Below are 17,876 nucleotides of genomic sequence, written 5' to 3'. Positions count from 1 at the left end.
CGGCTGGGTGATGGGCGGCGCGGCCCTTCCATCACGCATTGGCCGAACTGGGCCCGGACGCGCAGGCCCGCCTGCCGAATGTCAGACTGCAGCGCGGGATGAGGCTCAGGTGATGATCGCCACGCGCAAGCGCACCCTGGCCGATGACCTGCTTGGCCCGGCGCCGAGCGGTCTGGATCTGGCGTTGCGCGAAGACAGGGGCACGCGGCCCGAACGCGGGCGGGAGTCGGCAGCGCAGCCCCGCCCCTTTGGCCCGCCCTGTCAGGCCAGCCGCGATTGCCGGCCCTTGACCCTCCGGATCGGGATCGAGGATTCCAGCGAGGCCACGCCCGGCACCTTGGTCAGCCTGCCGGTCAGGAAGCGTTCGAACTCCTGCGGATCGGCGACCGCGATGCGCAGAAGGTAATCGCGCGTGCCGGTCATCAGCCAGCAATCCACCACCTCGGGAAAGCCCGCCAGCGCCTTCTCGAAGGTCACCAGCCGCTCGTCGATCTGGCGATCCAGCTGGACCGAGACGAAGACCGTGAAGCCGAACCCCATCTTGGCCTCGTCCACCAGCGCCGAATAGCCGGTGATATAGCCCTTCTCCTCCAGCAGCCGGACCCGGCGCGCGCAGGGCGTGGGCGACAGATTCACCCGCTCGCTCAGCTCCTGATGGGTCAGGCGCCCGTCCCGCTGCAGCTCGTTCAGGATCCGGCGGTCGATGGGGTCGAGGTCTTTGCTCATGCCAGATTGGTAATGAGATCGGCCCTGCGGCGCAAGTTTGCTGCTTTGGGGTATCAGGACAGCGCGAGGGCGGGCGGCGGCGCGAGGAGGTTCTGCCCGGCCGCATCGAACAGATGCACCGCCCTCGGCGCCGCGCGGAAGGCGACGGTTTCGCCATCCCGCACCGCCAGATCGCCCGGCACCTTGGCGATGAAGCGGGCCGCGCCTTCGACATGCAGAAGCTGCACCTCGCCCAGCTGTTCGACCAGCCGGATCGTGCCGGAGACCAGCGCCTCGCCGGGCTCGCAAAGGGTCAGATCCTCCGGGCGGATGCCAAGCTGGCCCGACGTCGCGGCGCTGGCCGCAAGCGGCAGCGCCAGACTGGCGCCGGTGTCGAGCGTCACCCGCAGCCCTTCGCCCTCAGGAGTCATCCGGGCCGGAAAGATGTTCATGCTGGGCGAGCCGATGAAACCCGCCACGAACAGATTGGCCGGGCGGCGGTACAGATCGACCGGGCTGCCCACCTGCTCGATCTTGCCACCGCGCAGCACCACGATCCGGTCGGCCAGGGTCATCGCCTCGACCTGATCATGGGTGACATAGATCATTGTCGTGCCCGGCAGCGCCTTTTTCAGCGCGGCAATCTCGACCCGGGTCGAGGCGCGCAGGGCGGCGTCGAGGTTGGACAAGGGCTCGTCAAACAGGAAGACCCCGGCGTTGCGGGTGATGGCGCGGCCGATGGCGACGCGCTGGCGCTGGCCGCCCGACAGGGCCTTGGGATAGCGCGCAAGGTAAGGCGTCAGCTGCAGCTTCTCGGCCGCCTCGGCGACGCGGGCCGCAACCTCGGCCTTGGGCAGGCGGGCGATCTGCAGGCCGAAGGCCATGTTCTGGAACACCGTCATATGCGGGTAAAGCGCGTAGGACTGGAACACCATCGCAATGCCGCGCGCCGCCGGGGGAACCTGGTTCATCACCTTGCCGTCGATGGCCAGCGTGCCTTGGGTGATCTCCTCCAGCCCCGCGATGCAGCGCAAGAGGGTGGATTTCCCGCAGCCCGAAGGGCCGACAAAGGCCACGAACTCGCCCGAGGCGATGTCGAGGTCGATGCCATGCAGCACCGGCATGCTGCCGAAGGTCTTCTGAATGCCGCGCAGGTGAAGCTCTGCCATGGTCTGTCTTTCTGAGCCTTAATGCCCGGGGGTGAGCGTGGAAAGGAAGCGCACCAGCGCGCCGGGGCTTTGGTTGCGGATCTCGGCCGCGTTGCGGCGCGAGATGGCGGCGCGCACGACGCGGGCGCCGATATAGCGGAAGGGTTCGGGTGGCAGCCTGGTGCGGGATTTCAGGCCGACAAGGCCCGAGCGCGCCCATTCGTCATCGCGCCCCAGCACCAGACTGGCCAGGATATGCCCCGCCACCGGGATCTGCGCGATGCCGGTGCCGTTGAACCCGAGGCCGAAGACAATGTCCGGCTCGCCGCTCAAATGGCCAAAGACCGGCAGGTGTTCGGCCACACAGTCAATCGGCCCGCTCCAGTGATAGGCCGCGCGGGCCTTTGCCAGTTCGGGGTAGACCCGCGCCAGTTCGGCCAGATTGGCCGCGGGCCCCTTGGTGCCCCGGTTGAAGCCCTGCCCCAGCCGGTCACCATAGGCGATCCCGCCGCTGCCCCGGCCAAAGATCACCCTGCCCTGCCTGGTCTGCTGCCAGTACAGCACATGCGCCTGCGCATCGCAGATCGAGGCGCCGCTGGCCCAAGGCAAAAGCTCAGGCATCGGGTCGGTCGCGATGATCTGGCTGTCCACGACGTAAAGATAGGGATGAATCTCGGCCAGCGACGCGCTCCAGGCATTGGTCGCGATCACGACCTTGCCGGCCTGCACCACGCCGCCCGGGGTGACCAACCGGCACGGCTTGCCGCTTTCGATGCGCTGCACCGGGGTTCCCTCGTGCAGCACGACGCCTTTCGACAGCGCCAGCGCCCGCAGCCCCAAGGCCAGTTTGGCCGGGTGAACCGTGCCCGCGCGGTCCTCGATCACGCCTTGATAGCTGCTGCGGGTGCCGGTGCGCTGCAGGATCTCTGCCGCATCCAGCGGGCGGAGCGGGGTCTTGCCGCCTTCGGTGGCACCCTTCCACGCCCCCTCCTGCGCCTTGGAGCTGGCGGTCCAGAGCCAGCCATCCAGCCGCAGCTCCATGTCGATCTGGCCCGAGGCCTGCAGCCCCGCCAGTTCCTCGATCGCATCGGCCGTGGCCTGACACAGGCGCAGCGCCTCTGCCTTGCCCACCACCCGCTCCAGAAGGTCGATCTCGGCGAACCAGCTGTGGACCTGCCCGCCATTGCGGCCCGAGGCGCCGCCGCCGCAGATATCGGCCTCCAGCACCATGACCTGCAAAGCCGGGGCCGCGGCCTTCAGCCGCAAGGCGGTCCACAGCCCGCAATAGCCGCCACCGATGATCGCCACATCACAGCGCGCCGGGCCGGACAAAGGGGCCGAGGCGGCGCGGGCGCCCGCGTCCTGCAGCCAGAAGCTGCGATCCCGGGCAATGGCGACGGGTCGGAAGGAATAGTGCGTCATGTCAGGACCCTGCCTCTGCAATGGTGGTGGCGTAGTGGTCGAGCAGGGTCTGCGGGATCGCCCCCAGAACCTGCGGATAGCCGCCGCCATGGCCGCAGGTCTCCGCCGCAGCCAGCGCCGCCGCAGCCATGGCAAAGGCGGCGGGGCGGGCGTGGACCATGTGTTCCGCCAGAAAGGCCGCGATGAAACTGTCGCCCGCGCCGCAGGTATCGACCACAAGCGCCGGGGCGGCGGGCTGGTGCAACAGGGCTGAGCCGTCGTAGAAAAAAGCCCCCCGCGCCCCGCAGGTCAGCACGACCCGCGAAGCCCCCCGCGCCAGCAGCGCCTCGATCGCGGGCCTAACCGGCGCGTCCTCGGCATCGGGGCCGGAGGCGAGCACCAAGGCCACCCCCGCCAGATCCAAGTCCTGATGCCGGGTCGAAACATCGACGCTGAACGCCACCCCCATCCCCGCCAGATCGCGGACCAGTTCGGGGGCGGAGTTGGTGCCCAGATGCACCCATCCCGCCTCACCCAGCGCCGCCATCCGCGCCGCATCGGGCCGGTAGTGCAGGCCAACCCCCAGATCCTCCAGCAAAAACCGGCGGTCGCCGTTCTTTTCCTGCAGAAGGGTGACGGCGGTGGTGCCGGCACGCTCCTCCATATCCGCAACGTCCAGCCCGCCCCGCGCCACGGCGGCGCGCATCAGGGCGCCAGCCTCATCCGTGCCGGTCACACCGAAATAGCGTGCCGCAAGGCCCTGACGGTGCCACTGCATGGCCACGTTCAAGGCATTGCCGCCAAAGGCCATCTGCCCCCGTGTCAGGAACAGGTCGAGGCAATTGTCGCCCACGGCGATCAAAGGCTTGGTCATTTGCCGATCCCCTCGGTCAGGCCACGGATGAAGTAGCGTTGCGTGAGGAAGAACAGGATCACGATGGGCAGGGCCGAGATCGTCATGGCGGCGAAAAGGGCGGCAAAGTTGGTGCCCTGTTTCGACATCATGGAGGTCAGGCCCACGGGCAGCGTCTGCACGCCGGGGCTGTTGGTGAAGATCATGGCGAAGAGATATTCGTTCCAGGCAAAGAGGATATGGAGCACGATGCAGGAGATCAGGATCGGGCTGCACAGGGGCAGGATGATGCGGCGGAAGATCTGGCCGGGGCTGGCACCATCCATCGTCGCGGCCTCGTCCAGGTCGCGCGGCAGATCCAGCATATAGGCGCGGATCAGGAAGGTGGTGAAGGGCACCCGAAAGGCGGTGTAGAGGAGGATCAGCGCACTTTGCGTGTCGTAAAGCCCGATGGCCTGCAGCATCCGCACCAGAGGCACCAGGGCGACGGTGGGCGACAGCATCATGCCGCCAAGGATGAAGGCCACGATCACCGGCTGCCCCGGCACCTTGGTCCGCGTCAGGCCAAAGGCGGCCCAGGCGCTGATCAGCACGGTCGAAACCGTGGAAACCAGCGTCACCGTGAGGCTGGAGAACAGGTAGCCCCGTGTCGCCCCCCAGGCCTCGGCATAATTCGCCAGCGACCAGCTGGTGGGCAGGCCGAAGGGGTCGTTGAAGATCTGCGCATTGGTCCGAAACCCGCCCAAGGCCATCCAGAGCAGCGGATAGAGCACCAGAACCCCGATCGCCAGCAACAGCGCCCACAGGAAAGCCCGCGCCATCGTGGGCCAGAAGGCCGGGGCGGAAGACAGCGCCGTCATGCGAACCTCCTGCGGCCGTTGAGCCAAAGCTGCGCCACGCCGCAGGCCATGGTGATCGCGAAGATCAAAGCGCCGATCGCCGCCGCATAGCCCATGTCGTTCTGGCTGAAGCCCTGTTCGTAAAGCCATGTCCCCAGAACTTGGCTGGAGTTGTTGGGCCCGCCGCTCGTCATCACCATGACCTCGTTGAAAACCTGAAAGGCGCCGGTCACGGTGATGATCACCATCATCCCCGTCATCTCGCGCGTCATCGGCAGGGTGATCGACCAGAGCTGGCGCAGCGGCCCTGCCCCATCCATCCGGGCCGCGTCGTAAAGCTCACCCGGGATCTTCTGGATCGCGACGGAGAAGAGCAGCGCCGAATAGCCGAAACCCTGCCACTGGCTCATCGCGATGATCGCATAGATCGCGGTATTCGCATCGCCGAGCCAGACCCGCGACCAGTCGCCCAAGCCCATGCCGGTCAACAGCCCGTCCAGCAGCCCCATGTTGGGCTGGTAGATGAAGTAGAAGAGCAGCCCGGTGACCGTGGTCGAAATCGCCGAGGGGATGAAATAGACCGCCCGCCAGATCGCCCGCCAGCGCGCCGAGCCGAGGCCCTCGATGATCGCCGCCAGCACGAAGGCGCCGAAGACCTGGAAGATCACCGAAATCACCGCATAGGCCGCGTTGTTCCAGAGTGCTGTCGCGATCACCGGGTCTTCGGTGAGGCGCTGGTAGTTTTCCAGACCGGCGGGGGTGACCTCGCCGGTGAAGATGTCCTGATGGGTCAGGCTGACGCGAAAGTTGTCGAGGATCGGCCAGTAGACAAAGCCGCCCACGATCACGACCGCCACCGCGACCCAGCGCAGGGACCACAGCCCCGCCAGACCCCGGCGCAAACCCGCGCCGGGAAGGGTTGCCATGGTCCCGCCTGTCACTTGGCGTCTTTCGCGGCTTTTTGCACTTCGGCCATGACCTGATCCGCGGTGACCGTACCGCCGAGGAAGCCCTGCACATTCGACAGCCAGGCCGCCGCCACCTTGGGGTGGTTCACCGTATCCAGCCACTGGATGAGATACGACGCCTCGGCCAGATCCTTCAACCCGCCGACGACCGCCGGGTTCATGGTGGCGGGATCAGCCCCGCCGACCACGGCGCTCGGCTGGCCATAGGGCGGCGCCGACAGCACCTTGCCATTCTCCGGGCTGGTCACAAACTTCAGGAAATCCAGCGCCAAAGGCACGTTTTCCGAGGCGGAGGAGACCATATAGCCCTCGGGCGCGCCCTCCAAAGCCTTCGGGTCGCCCTTGGCATCCTTCGGCGCGGGCAGGCGGAAGAAGCCGAACTCTTCCGGCTTCAGCTTGGTCGTGGCATTGGCGGAATTGTCGAATTCGATGATTTCCTGATAATACATCGCAGCCGTGCCATCGCTCAACTGCTGCAACGCGGTCTGATAGGCGATGCCGTTCATCTCCGCACCCACCGTGCAATGGCTGGCGATATCGGCAAGATGGCCAAGGGCTGCGACATAGCCCGGGTCGTCGTAAGTGGCGGTTGTCGGGTCAAAATCCTTCTCCAGCACAGCGCGCGGCACGTCATAGGCGAGAAGCTGGCCCAGGTAGTGCAGCGCCACCCAGGGCTCCTTGTTGCCGATGGCAATGGCGGTCATGCCCTTGGCCTTCAGCGTGTCACAAACCGCCAGCAGGTCCTCCAGCGTCTTCGGGACTTCGACGCCAGCGGCGGCAAAGGCCGGTTTGGAATAGCCCATGAACTTGGCGTCCAGATACAGGGGAATGCCATAGTTCTTGCCGCCATAGACAAACGCATCCAGCGCCGCCGGGGCCAGCGTCTTGCCCCAGTCCGTGGTCGGCCCCGCCACCGGCGTCAGGTCCACCGCCCGATGGCCACGCACGAAATTGCCGCCCCAGGTGCCGGTCCAGGAGAAGAACACATCCGGCATCGCGTTGGAGGCGACCAGCGTCTTGGTCTTGCCCTTCACGCTGTCGTCGTCTTCTTGAATCAGCTCGACGGTGACGCCGGGATGGGCCGCCATATAGGCCTTGGCGATATCGGCGAAGTAGGGTTGCAGACGCTGGGCGCCGAACTTGGTCAGCACTTTCAGCGTGCCGGAGTAATCGACCGTCGCGGCGGGGTCAGCGGTGGCCGTTTCGGCCGCCAAGGGCGCGCCCAGCACGGCCAGGACGGCGGCAAGGGCGGACATATGGGAAAGACGCATGGGAACCTCTCTGTTGATGCGGGACACTGTGTCAAGGATGGGCACTTCGGCCTCGGGGTCTTGGGGGCGCCTGTCTCGGCGCCCCGGTCTGGCAAGCTCAGTATTCGACGCGCTTGTAATAGCGCCGCGTGGTCAGCGGATGGTCGCGCAGCACCTCCAGATGGGCGGAGAGGCGTTCCAGAAGGGTGGCCAGCACGACGGGCGAGATCAGCGCACGCAGCTTCGGCGAGATGCCGGGCAAGGCGACCTGCGCCGCATCCAGAATATGGATCTTGTCGGTATAGCGGCGCAGGAAGCGGTCAACCCGCTCGCCCAGGGGGCGCAAGGCATCTTCGCCCTTGAAGAGGAAGACGCTCACCCCCGGCTCGACCAGTTCCAGGGTGCCGTGGAAGAAATCGGCGGCATGAACCGGGCGGGTGCGGATCCATTGCATCTCTTCCAGGATGCACATGCCGTAGTAATTCGCCTGCGGCCAGACCGCGCCTGCCCCGGTGAAGATATGCCAGGGCTCGTCGCGGATCGCCTCAGCCAGACTTGCGGCCTCGGCCTCATAGGCCTCTTTGGCGGCGACCAGAAGCGCGGGCAGGCCCTGCAACTCGGCCATGAGCGCATCGGCATCGGAAAGATCACCCGTCTCGGCCAATAGGGCCAAGGCGATGATCAGCGTCTGCAGATAGAAGGATTCCGAAGAGGTGTCATCCTCGGCAAAGTTGGTGAAAGTGTGGGTGGCCTCGCGCGCCAGGGGCGTGTCGGCATGGCCGGTCAGGGTCAGCGTCCTGATGCCGCGCGCCTTGAGGAACGCCATCAGCTCCACGCTTTCCCGCGTCGTCCCCGAAAGCGAGGGGATCACCACCAGCGCCTTCTCGTCCAGCCCCTTGGGCGGGTCGAGCACGACCTGCGCCGGAAAGCACGCCTCGACCGGGAAGGTCGAATAGCGCCGGATCACGTCGATCGCCGGCAGCGTCAGAAGCTGCACGCCGCCGGTGCCCATGAAGTACAGCCGCTCCACGCCTTGGTCCAAAAACGCGCGCATCATCGGACGGATCGTGCCCGTCAGCGCAATGGCGCCCGATTGGATGCGCAGGAAACGGTCCTTGTCGAAGTTCAGCATGTTCTGTCCTTGGCTGCTGTGAGACCGATCTCACATTCGGGTTTAAAAAAAGTCGATCCCGAGCTCTTGCGGAGTGTGGGACCGATCTCACACTCACGCTAAGTCCGTGCACACCCGCTTGGCAAGAGGGGTTTTGCGGGGGAAGTGATTTTTCTGATCAGGCCTTGGCAGGCCGGTTGACCGATCCGCGCAGGATCAGTTTCGTCGGAAACCTTGTGCGCCGGGGTGGCAGATCAGCCCCGCCCATCCGGTCCAGCAGCATCTTCACAGCCAGCGGCCCGATCAGCCCAACCGGTTGCGCCACAACGGTAATCTGCGGGTCGGTGAAGGTCGCAAGGTCGAAGTCGTCAAACCCCGCCAAGGACACATCCCGCGGGATCGCCAGCCCCATCGAGCGCAGCGCCAGAAGCGCGCCCTTGGTCATCTGGCTGTCGACGGTGAAGAGGGCGGTCGGCCGGTCCGACTGGCTGAAGAGGCGGATCGTGGCATCAATCGCATGTTCGACGGTCGAGGGTGACACCGCGATCAGCGCCGGGTCATGGGTGATTCCCGCCTCGGACAGCGCCTGCAGATAGCCCGAAAGCCGCTGCCTTGCGGTGACAATCGCCGCCCCCTCGTGGATCACCGCGATGCGCCTGTGACCCTGCGCCACCAGATAGGCCACCGCCTCGCGCGCGCCACCGGCATTGTCGACCGTGATGCTGTCGCAGGGTAGATCGGGCAGATCGCGGTCGATCAGCACCAGGGGCATCCCCGCCGCCGCCACCCGCGCCAGATGGCGGTTGTCGGCATCCGAGGCGGGCGCCACGATCATCCCCCGCACATGCAGCGCCTGAAGATTGCCGACCAGATCGCGCTCCTGCGCCAGATCCTCCTCGCTGGAAGCGATGATCAGGCTGTGCTTGCTCCGCCGCAGGTCAAAGTCGATGTCATGGGCGATCCGCGCAAAGAAAGGGTTCTGGATGTCGCCCGGCACAAAGCCCACCAGCGGCATCTGGCCCTGCCGCAAAGCCTGCGCCACGCGGTTGCCGTGATAGCCCAGGGCCTCGGCCGCAGCGCGGACCTTCTCGCCCGCATCGCCGCCGACATAGCCGTAATTGTTCATCGCCCGCGCCGCCGTGGCCCGCGATACCCCCGCCAGCGCCGCCACATCCTTCAGCGTCGCCCGCCCCGCCTTCACCTGATCGTTCTCATCGTCCATGACCGCACCTCAAGGCCGCGTTCCTAGCATGCGGGCCGGCGCTCTTCCAACCGCGATCGCGCAAAGAAAAACCCCCGGCCTCACGGACGGGGGTCAATCGGTGGGCATCGCTGCCCCAGTGTTCGTAGGCGTTGGCTTGCGGCGTCAAAGCCTCAAGTCCGACGGTCTAATTAAAGACCGCCTTCACGCTGAAGCTTTTTGCGCGCAAGTTTCCTTGCACGGCGGACGGCTTCGGCTTGCTCGCGCGCTTTTTTGACGGAGGGCTTCTCGAAATGCTGCTTGAGCTTCATTTCGCGGAACACGCCTTCGCGCTGGAGCTTTTTCTTGAGGGCCCGAAGGGCTTGCTCAACGTTGTTGTCACGGACGCTGACCTGCATGTGGTTGTCACCACCTTCCTAAGCTAGAGTTGCACTGATGTGCAGGCTCGCCGCGCTTAGCAAAGCTGGCGGCGCTTGTCCACAAAAGCTTGGGAGACCGACGATGGAAGCCGATACAGATCGCGAAATCGCCCTGCAAAAGCTGGTGGAAGCCGCTTTGCCGCATGTGATCTTTGACGGATGGTCGCAGGCCACGCTGGCGGCTGCGATTGCCGAATCAGATGTGCCCCCCGGGCTGGCCCATGCGCTGGTGCCAAGGGGCGGCATCGATCTGGCGCTGGCCTACCACCATCAGGGTGACCGCCAGATGGCACAGACCCTCGCCGCAAGCGACCTTTCCACCCTGCGCTTTCGCGAGAAAGTCACCCATGCCGTCCGCCTGCGGCTGGAAGGCGCCAACCGCGAGGTGGTGCGGCGCGGCACCGCGCTTTTCGCCCTGCCCGCCCATGCCGCCAAGGGGGCGCAGGCGATCTGGGGCACGGCGGATACGATCTGGACGGCGCTTGGCGACACCTCGACCGACGTGAACTGGTATTCCAAACGCGCCACGCTGTCGGCGGTTTACGGGGCGACCGTCCTTTACTGGCTGGGCGATGACAGCGAGGGTCATGCCGAAACCTGGGCCTTTCTTGACCGCCGCATCGCCAATGTGATGGCCTTTGAGAAGGCCAAGGCGGGATTTCGTGAAAATCCGCTGGGAAAGGCGCTTTTGGCTGGACCTTTGAGGATTTTGGAAAGGATACATGCGCCACAAAAGGCGGATGACCTGCCCGGGCATATCTCAAGGAAAGGCCTGTAACATGACCATGTCGAACGCGATGCTGGCGATGGAGATTGCCGCCCCCGGCGGGCCGGATGTGCTGAGCCCGGTGTCCGTGCCGGTGCCGGTGCCCGGTCTTGGCCAGATCGTGATCCGGGTGGCCTATGCCGGGGTCAACCGCCCCGACGCTTTGCAACGCGCCGGGCTTTACGCGCCGCCGCCCAGCGCCTCGCCCCTGCCGGGGTTGGAATGTTCGGGCACCGTGGTTGCGATGGGGCCGGGTTGCACGCGCTGGCAGATCGGCGATCAGGTCTGCGCTTTGCTGGCCGGCGGCGGCTATGCCGAATATGCCGCCTGCCCCGAAACCCACGCCCTGCCGATCCCCAAGGGCCTGTCCTTACGCGAAGCCGCCTGCCTGCCCGAGACCTGCTTCACCGTCTGGTCCAACATGGTGATGCGCGGCGGGCTGAAAGGCGGCGAGCGCTTCCTCGTCCACGGCGGCACCTCGGGCATCGGTGTCACCGCGATCCAGATCGCCAAGGCCTTGGGCGCACGGGTCTTCGCCACCGCCGGAAACGATGACAAGGCGCGGATCTGCGAAACCCTCGGGGCCGAGCGTGGCCTCAATTACAAGTCCGAGGATTGGGGCGCCATCCTGAAGAAAATGGGCGGGATGGACCTGATCCTCGACATGGTGGGCGGCCCCTATCTGCCGATCAACCTGTCCGCTTTGGCCGATGATGGGCGTCTGGTGCAGATCGCCTTCCTGCAGGGCGCCAAGATCGAGGCCAATTTTGCCGAACTGATGATGCGCCGCCTGACCCTGACCGGCTCGACCCTGCGCCCGCAAAGCGACCTCGCCAAGGCCCGCATCGCGGCGGAGGTCGAGGCGCATGTCTGGCCGATGATCGAGGCGGGCAAGTTCAAGGTGGTGATCGACAGCGAATACCCCCTGCCGCAAGCCCCCGCTGCCCATTGGCGCATCGAGGCGCCCGGCCATGTCGGCAAGATCCTGTTGAAGGTCGAGGAATAGCGCCGCCGGAACGCCCGCCTCCGACGCATCTACCTCCGGCGCCATCATTTCTGGCGCCGTGACTTCGACCACGGTGCCTTCGGGCGCATCTCTCCCCGCCGGGCCGCTTCGGGACAGCCTTTTGCGGCGGCCTTCCTGCGGCCCTAGGGGGTCCGCAGCTTGCGGCGGTGTGCGGGTGGGATGCCCAGCATGGCGCGGTATTTGGCCACGGTGCGGCGGGCGATGGTCACCCCCAGATCGGCGGCGAGGCTCGCGGCCAGGGCCTCGTCCGACAGGGGGGCGGTCGCGGTCTCGCCGGCGATCTTGCGGGTCAAAAGGTCGCGCATCGCGGCAGCGGACAGGGCTTCGTCGCCATCCTGCGCCCCAAGGGCGCGGCTGAACAGCTTGCGCAGCCACCAGACCCCCCAGGGCGTGTCGACCGAGGTTCCCGCCACCACCCGGCTGACCGTGCTTTCATGCAGGTCCAGCGCCGTGGCCACCTCGGCCATGGTCATCGGCTGCAGGCGGCCGGCCCCATCGGACAGGGCAAGTTGCTGGCGGCGCAAGACTTCGGTGCCGACGCGCAGCAGGGTCTCGTTGCGCGCCCCCACCATCCGCTCCAGCATCCGGGCCGCGGCGCGGTTTTCCGCGCTGCCCGCCGTGGCCGCGATCCGCATCTCGGGCAGGGCGCTGCCGTTGAGCGTGATCTCCCAGCCGGCATCGGCGCGCTTGCGGGCCAGCAGGTCGGGCTCGCGCAGGGTCTCGGCCATCAACGGGTCAAAGGCGGTGCCCGGCTTGGGGTTCATCGTCCGGATCGAGCGGAAGCGGCGCAGGATCTCGGCCTCGCTCACCCCCGCCATCTGCGCCAGCCGCGCCGTGGCGCCGCGCGCCAGCAGGTCCAGATTGGCCAGAACCACCTTCATCACCGCATCATAGATCCCGGCCTCCTGCGCCTGCAGCTTCAGACATTCGGCCAGGTTGCGGGCGAAAAGCCCGGCCGGCTCGGTCTCCTGCAGACGGTGGAGCACGGCCTCGACCTCGGCGACCTTTACCCCGGCCTCGCGGGCGATGGCCAGAACCGGCCGGTCCAGCCAGCCCGAGGGCGCCAGCGCCTCGGCCAGCAACAGGGCGATCCGCCGCTCGGGCGCGGTCTTGATCCGGCGCTCGATCCCGGCCAGCACATGGGCCATCAGGCTCGGCCCCGGCCCGGCGGTGGTCTCGCCCATGTCGGCGCGCATCGGCTCGGCCCGGGCCGCGCCCGGCAGCACCCCGGCCCAGCGCGGCAGCCAGTCGCGCGGCAGCGGGTCGGTCAGGATCAGGCCGGGATTCTCGGCCGCCTGCTCCTCCAGCTGGCGCGTCAGCCCCGCCGCATCCAGCCGCAGCATGTCGATCGAGGCCCGAAGCCCGGCGGAGAGCTTCAGCCGCAGGCTCTGCTTGACCTCGATGCGCTGTCTTTGGGCCATGGGCCATGGCTAGACCACGAAGTGCAGCCTTGCAACGCCTGTTCCCTCGCCTTTGGCCGCCCGCACCGCTAGGCTCGCGCCGACCTTCAGGAAAGTGCGCGATGCAAGACCCGACCCTGCCCCTCGTCCGTGACCTCGTGCTGATCGGCGGCGGGCATGCCCATGCCCTGGTCCTGCGGATGTGGGCGATGAAGCCGCTGCCCGGCGTCCGCCTGACCCTGATCAACCCCGATCCGGTGGCGCCCTACACCGGCATGCTGCCCGGCCTGATCGCCGGCCACTACCGGCGAGAGGAGATCCTGATCGACCTCGTCCGCCTGTCGCGCTTTGCCGGGGCGCGGCTGATCCTCGACCGCGCCACAGGCCTCGACCGCAGCGCACAACTGATCCACCTCGCCGGGCGACCGCCCCTGCCCTATGACCTCGCCTCGCTCGACATCGGCATCACCTCCGACCTGCCCGACCTGCCGGGCTTTGGCGCGCATACCCATTCTGCCAAACCCCTCGGCGCCTATGCCAAAGCGTGGGAGGCTTTCGTGGCCCGTGCCCTGCCCACCCCAAGCATCGTGGTGATCGGTGGCGGCGTGGGCGGGGTCGAGCTCGCCCTCGCCTCCGCCCACTGCCTGCGCCAGTCCGGTGCCGCGCCGCAGGTCACGCTCGTCGACCGCGAGACCACGCTTCTGCCCCACCTCCCCGCCGCCAGCCGCGCCGCCCTGCGCCGCGCCCTGCAGGCCCAAGGCGTGATCGTCCTGTCAGGCCAGACCCCGGCCGAGGCGAGGCCCGGCCTTGTCCTTTTGCAGGACGGCACCGAACTGCCCTCCGACTTCACCCTGACGGTGGCGGGCGCCCGCCCGCAAAACTGGCTTACCGACACCGGCCTCGCCCTGCACGAGGGCTATGTCGCCGTGGGCCCGGATCTGCGCAGCTCCGACCCCCTGATCTTTGCCGCCGGCGACTGCGCCCACTTGACTCAGGCCCCGCGCCCCAAGGCCGGCGTCTACGCCGTCCGCGCCGCCCCCATCCTGCTGGAGAACCTGCGCGCCACCCTGACCGGCGCGCCCCTGCACCCTTTCAAACCGCAGCAGGATTACCTCAAGCTGGTCTCGCTCGGGCAAAGGAAGGCCCTCGCCGAGAAATGGGGGCTGCGCGCCGGCGGCGGCTGGCTCTGGCGCCTGAAAGACCGGATCGACCGCAAATTCATGGCGAAGTTCGAGGATTTCCCCGCGATGGCGCCCCCCGCCCTGCCCCGCCCCGCCGTCACCGGTCTGGCCGAGGCCTTGGGCGACAAGCCGCTCTGCGGTGGCTGCGGCGCCAAGGTCGGCTCGGTCGGCGTCTCGGCCATGGTCGCAGCCCTGCCCAGCCCCCAGCGGGCCGAGGTCATGGCCGGCGCCGGCGACGATGCCGCCATCCTGCGGGTGATCGGCGGCGTGCAGGTCCTGACCACCGACCATTTGCGCGCCTTCACCCACGACCCGCGCCTGATGGCCGAACTGACCGCGATCCATGCGCTCGGCGACATCTGGGCCATGGGAGCCAAGCCGCAAGTGGCGCTCGCGCAAGTCATCCTGCCCCGCCTCTCGCCCGAGCTGCAGGCCCGCACCCTGACCGAGGTGATGGCGGCCGCAGCGGAGGTCTTCACCGCCGCCGGCGCCGATGTGGTCGGCGGCCATACCAGCCAGGGCGCCGAGCTGACGCTAGGTTTCACCGTCACCGGCCTTGCCCAGCGCCCGGTGCCCAAGGGCGGCGCGCGGCCCGGCGACCTTCTGGTGCTGACCAAGCCCATCGGCTCCGGCACCATCCTCGCCGCCGAGATGGCCATGGCTCGCCTGCCCGACCTCATGCTGGGCGAGGCGGTGGCCGCCTGCTTCACCCGGATGCGCCGCCCCCTGGCCGAGGCCTCGACCCTCCTCGCCCCCCATGCCCATGCGATGACCGATGTCACCGGCTTCGGCCTCGCCGGCCACCTGATCGAGATGATGGAAGCCTCCGGCACCACCGCAGAACTTTGGCTCGACGCCATCCCCCTGATGCCGGGGGCCGAGGCGCTAACGGCAGCCGGCGAACATTCCTCCCTCGCCCCCTCCAACCGCGCGGGCCTCCTCGGCCGGATCCGCGGCGAGGGCCTGACCACCCCGCAGGGCGCCCTCCTCTTCGATCCGCAAACCTGCGGCGGCCTCCTCGCCGCCGTCCCCGCCACCCTCGCCACCCAATTGCTGCCCCGCCTCCACGCCGCAGGCGACCCCGAGGCGCGGATCATCGGCACCGTCACCGCAGGTGTACCGGAGATCATCCTCACCAACCGCCCGGTCGCCGGTTGAACGGCGGGGAGGCCAGCCTCCCCGGGCCCCTCCGGAGTATTTGGGCAAAGCGCAAATGGAAATGGGTAGAAGGCGAAGGACTCAGGTCTGGTTTGTAGGATGGGCAATTTGCCCATCTTCCAGAACAATCTCCGCCAGCGCCGCACGCACCTGGGCCGCCAGACCCGGCAAGTCTGCTTCGGCAAGGCTCGGCGCCGCGATAGTCCGTACCAGAACCGCCATCCGGGCCCGGTGCTTTTCATAGCGCGGGTCGTAGTGGACGCGCATCAGGTCATGCGCCAGCGCCTCGAAATCGCCCGCCTCGGCCAGCGCCATCCAGCCCTCGATCGTCTCGCGGGAATGGGCGTGGCGGAGAAGGTCGATCACCTGCGCCAGCCTCGCGCCATCGGCCACGATATCGGCATAGGCCCGCGTCAGATAGCGCGCCCGCTCCTCCAGCGAAGCCGCGATGCGGATGCGTGGCGCCTTGCCCATCGCGGCCCAGAGATGCGGTGGCAGGCGCAGGTCGCCGACCTTGGCGCTTTCCGCCTCGACCAGCACCGGCCGCGCGGGGTCGAGCCGCGCCAATTCCATCGCCAGCGCGCATTCGAAGGCCTTCTGCGAAGGCTGCCCGCCCGGCATATGCCCGAACAACGAGCCGCGATGCCGCGCCAGCCCTTCCAGATCAATCACCTGCACGCCCTGCGCTGCCAATATCGTCAACAGATCCGTCTTCGCCGTGCCGGTATTGCCATCCAGCACCACCACTTTCGCCGCCACCGGCGTGTCGTACAATTGCTTGACCACCAGCGCCCGCCAGGCCTTGTAGCCGCCCGCCACCGTCTCGGCCCGCCAGCCGATCTGCGCCAAAATCGTGGCGAAAGACCCCGAGCGTTGCCCGCCCCGCCAGCAATAGACCAGGGGCCGCCAGCCGCCCGGCTTGTCGGCCAGGGGCCCCTCCAGGTGCTTTGCCGCATTGCGCGCCACCAGCGCGGCGCCAAGCTTGCGCGCCGTGAAGGGCGAGACCTGCTTGTAGATCGTGCCCACCCGCGCGCGTTCCTCGTCATCCAGCACCGGCAGGCTGATCGCGCCCGGCACATGATCCTCGGCAAACTCCAGCGGCGCCCGCACGTCGATGATCGTGTCGAACCCCAGCGTCACAAGATCCGACAGCGCCGTCAGCGTCACCGCCATCTAAAACCCCGCCTCAAGCCGGGTGAGCAAGGCCGCCATCATCGCCTCGCAGCGCGCCATCTGCTCGACCGAGACGAACTCATCCGGCTTGTGCCCCTGCGCCATCGACCCCGGCCCGCAGATCACCGTCGCAATCCCCAGCCTGGCATCGAACAGCCCGCCTTCCGTGCCAAACGCCACCTTGATCGTGCCATTGGCCCCGGTCAGCCCCTTGACGAAATTCACCACCCCGGCATCCGAGGGCGTGCCGAGCCCCGGATAATCCCAGAGCCGCTCGATCTTGATCGCGGCCTCGGGGAACTGCCCGCGCAAGGGCGCACAGATCGCCTCTGCCTTCGCGCGCAGCCGTTCAATCAAAACCGCCGGGTCATCCTCGGCCAGGGAGCGGATCTCGAAATCCAGCACCGCCGTGTTGGGCACGATATTGACCTGCACCCCGCCCGACATCTTGCCGACATGGAGCGTGGTATAGGGCACATCGTAATCGCCGTCCTTGACGCCATAAGCCGCCACATCCGCCTGCAAACCCCGAACGGCGCTCAGGAAATCCGCCGCCAGATGCAGCGCGTTCAGCGCCATGGGCGCCAGCGCCGAATGCCCCTCGCGCCCGGTGCAGGTCGCGCGCAAGGCCACCTTGCCCTTGTGCCCGGTCGCCACCTGCATCCCCGTAGGCTCGCCCACGATGCAGAACCGCGGCCGCACCGGCGCCCCCTCCAACATGGTGATGAGGGAGCGCACCCCCATGCAGCCGATTTCCTCGTCATAAGACAGCGCCAGATGCAAGGGCACAGCCAGCCTGTGGCCCGCAGCCTCCCGCCCCGCCGCCTCGATTATCAGCGAGATCGCCGCCGCACAAAACCCCTTCATATCCGCCGCCCCGCGCCCGTAAAGCCGCCCCTCGGCCTCGGTCAGCTGGAACGGCGGGCGGGTCCAAGCCTGGCCCTCGACCGGCACCACATCGGTATGGCCCGACAGCATCACGCCACCCTCCCCCGCCCCAACCGAGGCGTAAAGGTTGGCCTTGCCCCCCGTCGCATCCGGGATCAGACGGCTGTCCACCCCGGCCTCGGCCAGCAGCCCCTGCACATAGGTCATTAGGGCCATGTTCGGATTGGCGCTGACCGTGTCAAAGGCGATCAGGCGGGACAGGATCTCTCGGGTGCGGGCAGACAGGATTTCGGGCAAGGGCAGGCTCCTCTTTGCCCCGACGATAACCCCATCCCGCCCCCCTGCGGAAGGGCGCTTCTCTTTCCCCCGCAGTTCCGCCACCATGGCC

The 17,876-nt window shown here is 67.4% G+C and carries 16 protein-coding genes; 3 read left to right on the top strand and 13 right to left on the bottom strand.

The window, feature by feature from the left end; genetic code table 11:
- Window positions 1–261: 261 nt before the first annotated feature.
- From AC1DVR_RS20875 to rpsU, 10 genes are all read right to left on the bottom strand, one after another.
- Window positions 262–726: an Lrp/AsnC family transcriptional regulator gene (locus AC1DVR_RS20875; RefSeq protein WP_478002544.1), complete on the bottom strand. Its 465-nt coding sequence runs from the start codon at window positions 724–726 to the stop codon at window positions 262–264.
- 53 nt (window positions 727–779) lie between these two features.
- A complete protein-coding gene (locus AC1DVR_RS20870; RefSeq protein ID WP_478002543.1) occupies window positions 780–1,874 on the bottom strand; it encodes an ABC transporter ATP-binding protein in 1,095 nt (364 codons plus the stop codon).
- An 18-nt stretch (window positions 1,875–1,892) separates the two neighbouring features.
- Window positions 1,893–3,275: an NAD(P)/FAD-dependent oxidoreductase gene (locus AC1DVR_RS20865; protein WP_478002542.1), complete on the bottom strand. Its 1,383-nt coding sequence runs from the start codon at window positions 3,273–3,275 to the stop codon at window positions 1,893–1,895.
- A 1-nt stretch (window position 3,276) separates the two neighbouring features.
- Entirely contained in the window at window positions 3,277–4,128 is an 852-nt protein-coding gene (locus AC1DVR_RS20860) for a PfkB family carbohydrate kinase (protein ID WP_478002541.1), read from the bottom strand.
- A complete protein-coding gene (locus tag AC1DVR_RS20855) occupies window positions 4,125–4,967 on the bottom strand; it encodes a carbohydrate ABC transporter permease (protein WP_478002540.1) in 843 nt (280 codons plus the stop codon). Before AC1DVR_RS20855 ends, AC1DVR_RS20860 begins: the two co-directional genes overlap by 4 nt.
- On the bottom strand, window positions 4,964–5,872 hold the full coding sequence (locus AC1DVR_RS20850) for a carbohydrate ABC transporter permease (RefSeq protein ID WP_478002539.1): 909 nt from the start codon (window positions 5,870–5,872) through the stop codon (window positions 4,964–4,966). Before AC1DVR_RS20850 ends, AC1DVR_RS20855 begins: the two co-directional genes overlap by 4 nt.
- A gap of 11 nt (window positions 5,873–5,883) precedes the next feature.
- Window positions 5,884–7,185, bottom strand: coding sequence for an ABC transporter substrate-binding protein (locus AC1DVR_RS20845; protein WP_478002538.1), 1,302 nt, complete (start codon window positions 7,183–7,185; stop codon window positions 5,884–5,886).
- A gap of 97 nt (window positions 7,186–7,282) precedes the next feature.
- Entirely contained in the window at window positions 7,283–8,296 is a 1,014-nt protein-coding gene (locus AC1DVR_RS20840) for an SIS domain-containing protein (RefSeq protein ID WP_478002537.1), read from the bottom strand.
- Between the two features lie 157 nt (window positions 8,297–8,453).
- Window positions 8,454–9,497 (bottom strand): LacI family DNA-binding transcriptional regulator, encoded by a 1,044-nt coding sequence (locus AC1DVR_RS20835; RefSeq protein ID WP_478002536.1) that lies wholly within the window; start codon window positions 9,495–9,497, stop codon window positions 8,454–8,456.
- Window positions 9,498–9,667: 170 nt separating this feature from the next.
- Window positions 9,668–9,874, bottom strand: coding sequence for a 30S ribosomal protein S21 (rpsU, locus tag AC1DVR_RS20830; RefSeq protein WP_008027119.1), 207 nt, complete (start codon window positions 9,872–9,874; stop codon window positions 9,668–9,670).
- 103 nt (window positions 9,875–9,977) lie between these two features.
- Between rpsU and AC1DVR_RS20825 the strand changes: the two genes are divergently transcribed.
- Together AC1DVR_RS20825 and AC1DVR_RS20820 are read left to right on the top strand one after the other, a co-directional pair.
- Complete coding sequence (locus tag AC1DVR_RS20825) at window positions 9,978–10,673, top strand: COQ9 family protein (RefSeq protein ID WP_478002535.1); 696 nt, start codon at window positions 9,978–9,980, stop codon at window positions 10,671–10,673.
- A 7-nt stretch (window positions 10,674–10,680) separates the two neighbouring features.
- Window positions 10,681–11,667, top strand: coding sequence for an NAD(P)H-quinone oxidoreductase (locus AC1DVR_RS20820; RefSeq protein ID WP_478002560.1), 987 nt, complete (start codon window positions 10,681–10,683; stop codon window positions 11,665–11,667).
- Window positions 11,668–11,810: 143 nt separating this feature from the next.
- Here AC1DVR_RS20820 and rpoN read toward each other — a convergent pair whose 3' ends face one another.
- Window positions 11,811–13,109, bottom strand: a complete 1,299-nt coding sequence (gene rpoN, locus AC1DVR_RS20815) for an RNA polymerase factor sigma-54 (protein ID WP_478002534.1) — start codon at window positions 13,107–13,109, stop codon at window positions 11,811–11,813.
- Between the two features lie 101 nt (window positions 13,110–13,210).
- On the opposite strand from rpoN, the gene selD reads away from it, so the two are divergent.
- Entirely contained in the window at window positions 13,211–15,427 is a 2,217-nt protein-coding gene (gene selD / locus AC1DVR_RS20810) for a selenide, water dikinase SelD (protein ID WP_478002533.1), read from the top strand.
- Window positions 15,428–15,508: 81 nt separating this feature from the next.
- Here the strand turns inward: selD and mnmH are convergent, their stop codons facing one another.
- Together mnmH and argE are read right to left on the bottom strand one after the other, a co-directional pair.
- Window positions 15,509–16,600, bottom strand: a complete 1,092-nt coding sequence (mnmH, locus tag AC1DVR_RS20805) for a tRNA 2-selenouridine(34) synthase MnmH (RefSeq protein WP_478002532.1) — start codon at window positions 16,598–16,600, stop codon at window positions 15,509–15,511.
- A complete protein-coding gene (argE, locus tag AC1DVR_RS20800; protein ID WP_478002531.1) occupies window positions 16,601–17,785 on the bottom strand; it encodes an acetylornithine deacetylase in 1,185 nt (394 codons plus the stop codon). It abuts the gene before it with no gap.
- Window positions 17,786–17,876 lie beyond the last annotated feature (91 nt).

It is taken from the genome of Rhodobacter sp. P2_H5, assembly GCF_056403335.1.
Note: the sequence above shows the minus strand (reverse complement) of the source record. Positions and strands in the feature narration are given on the sequence as shown.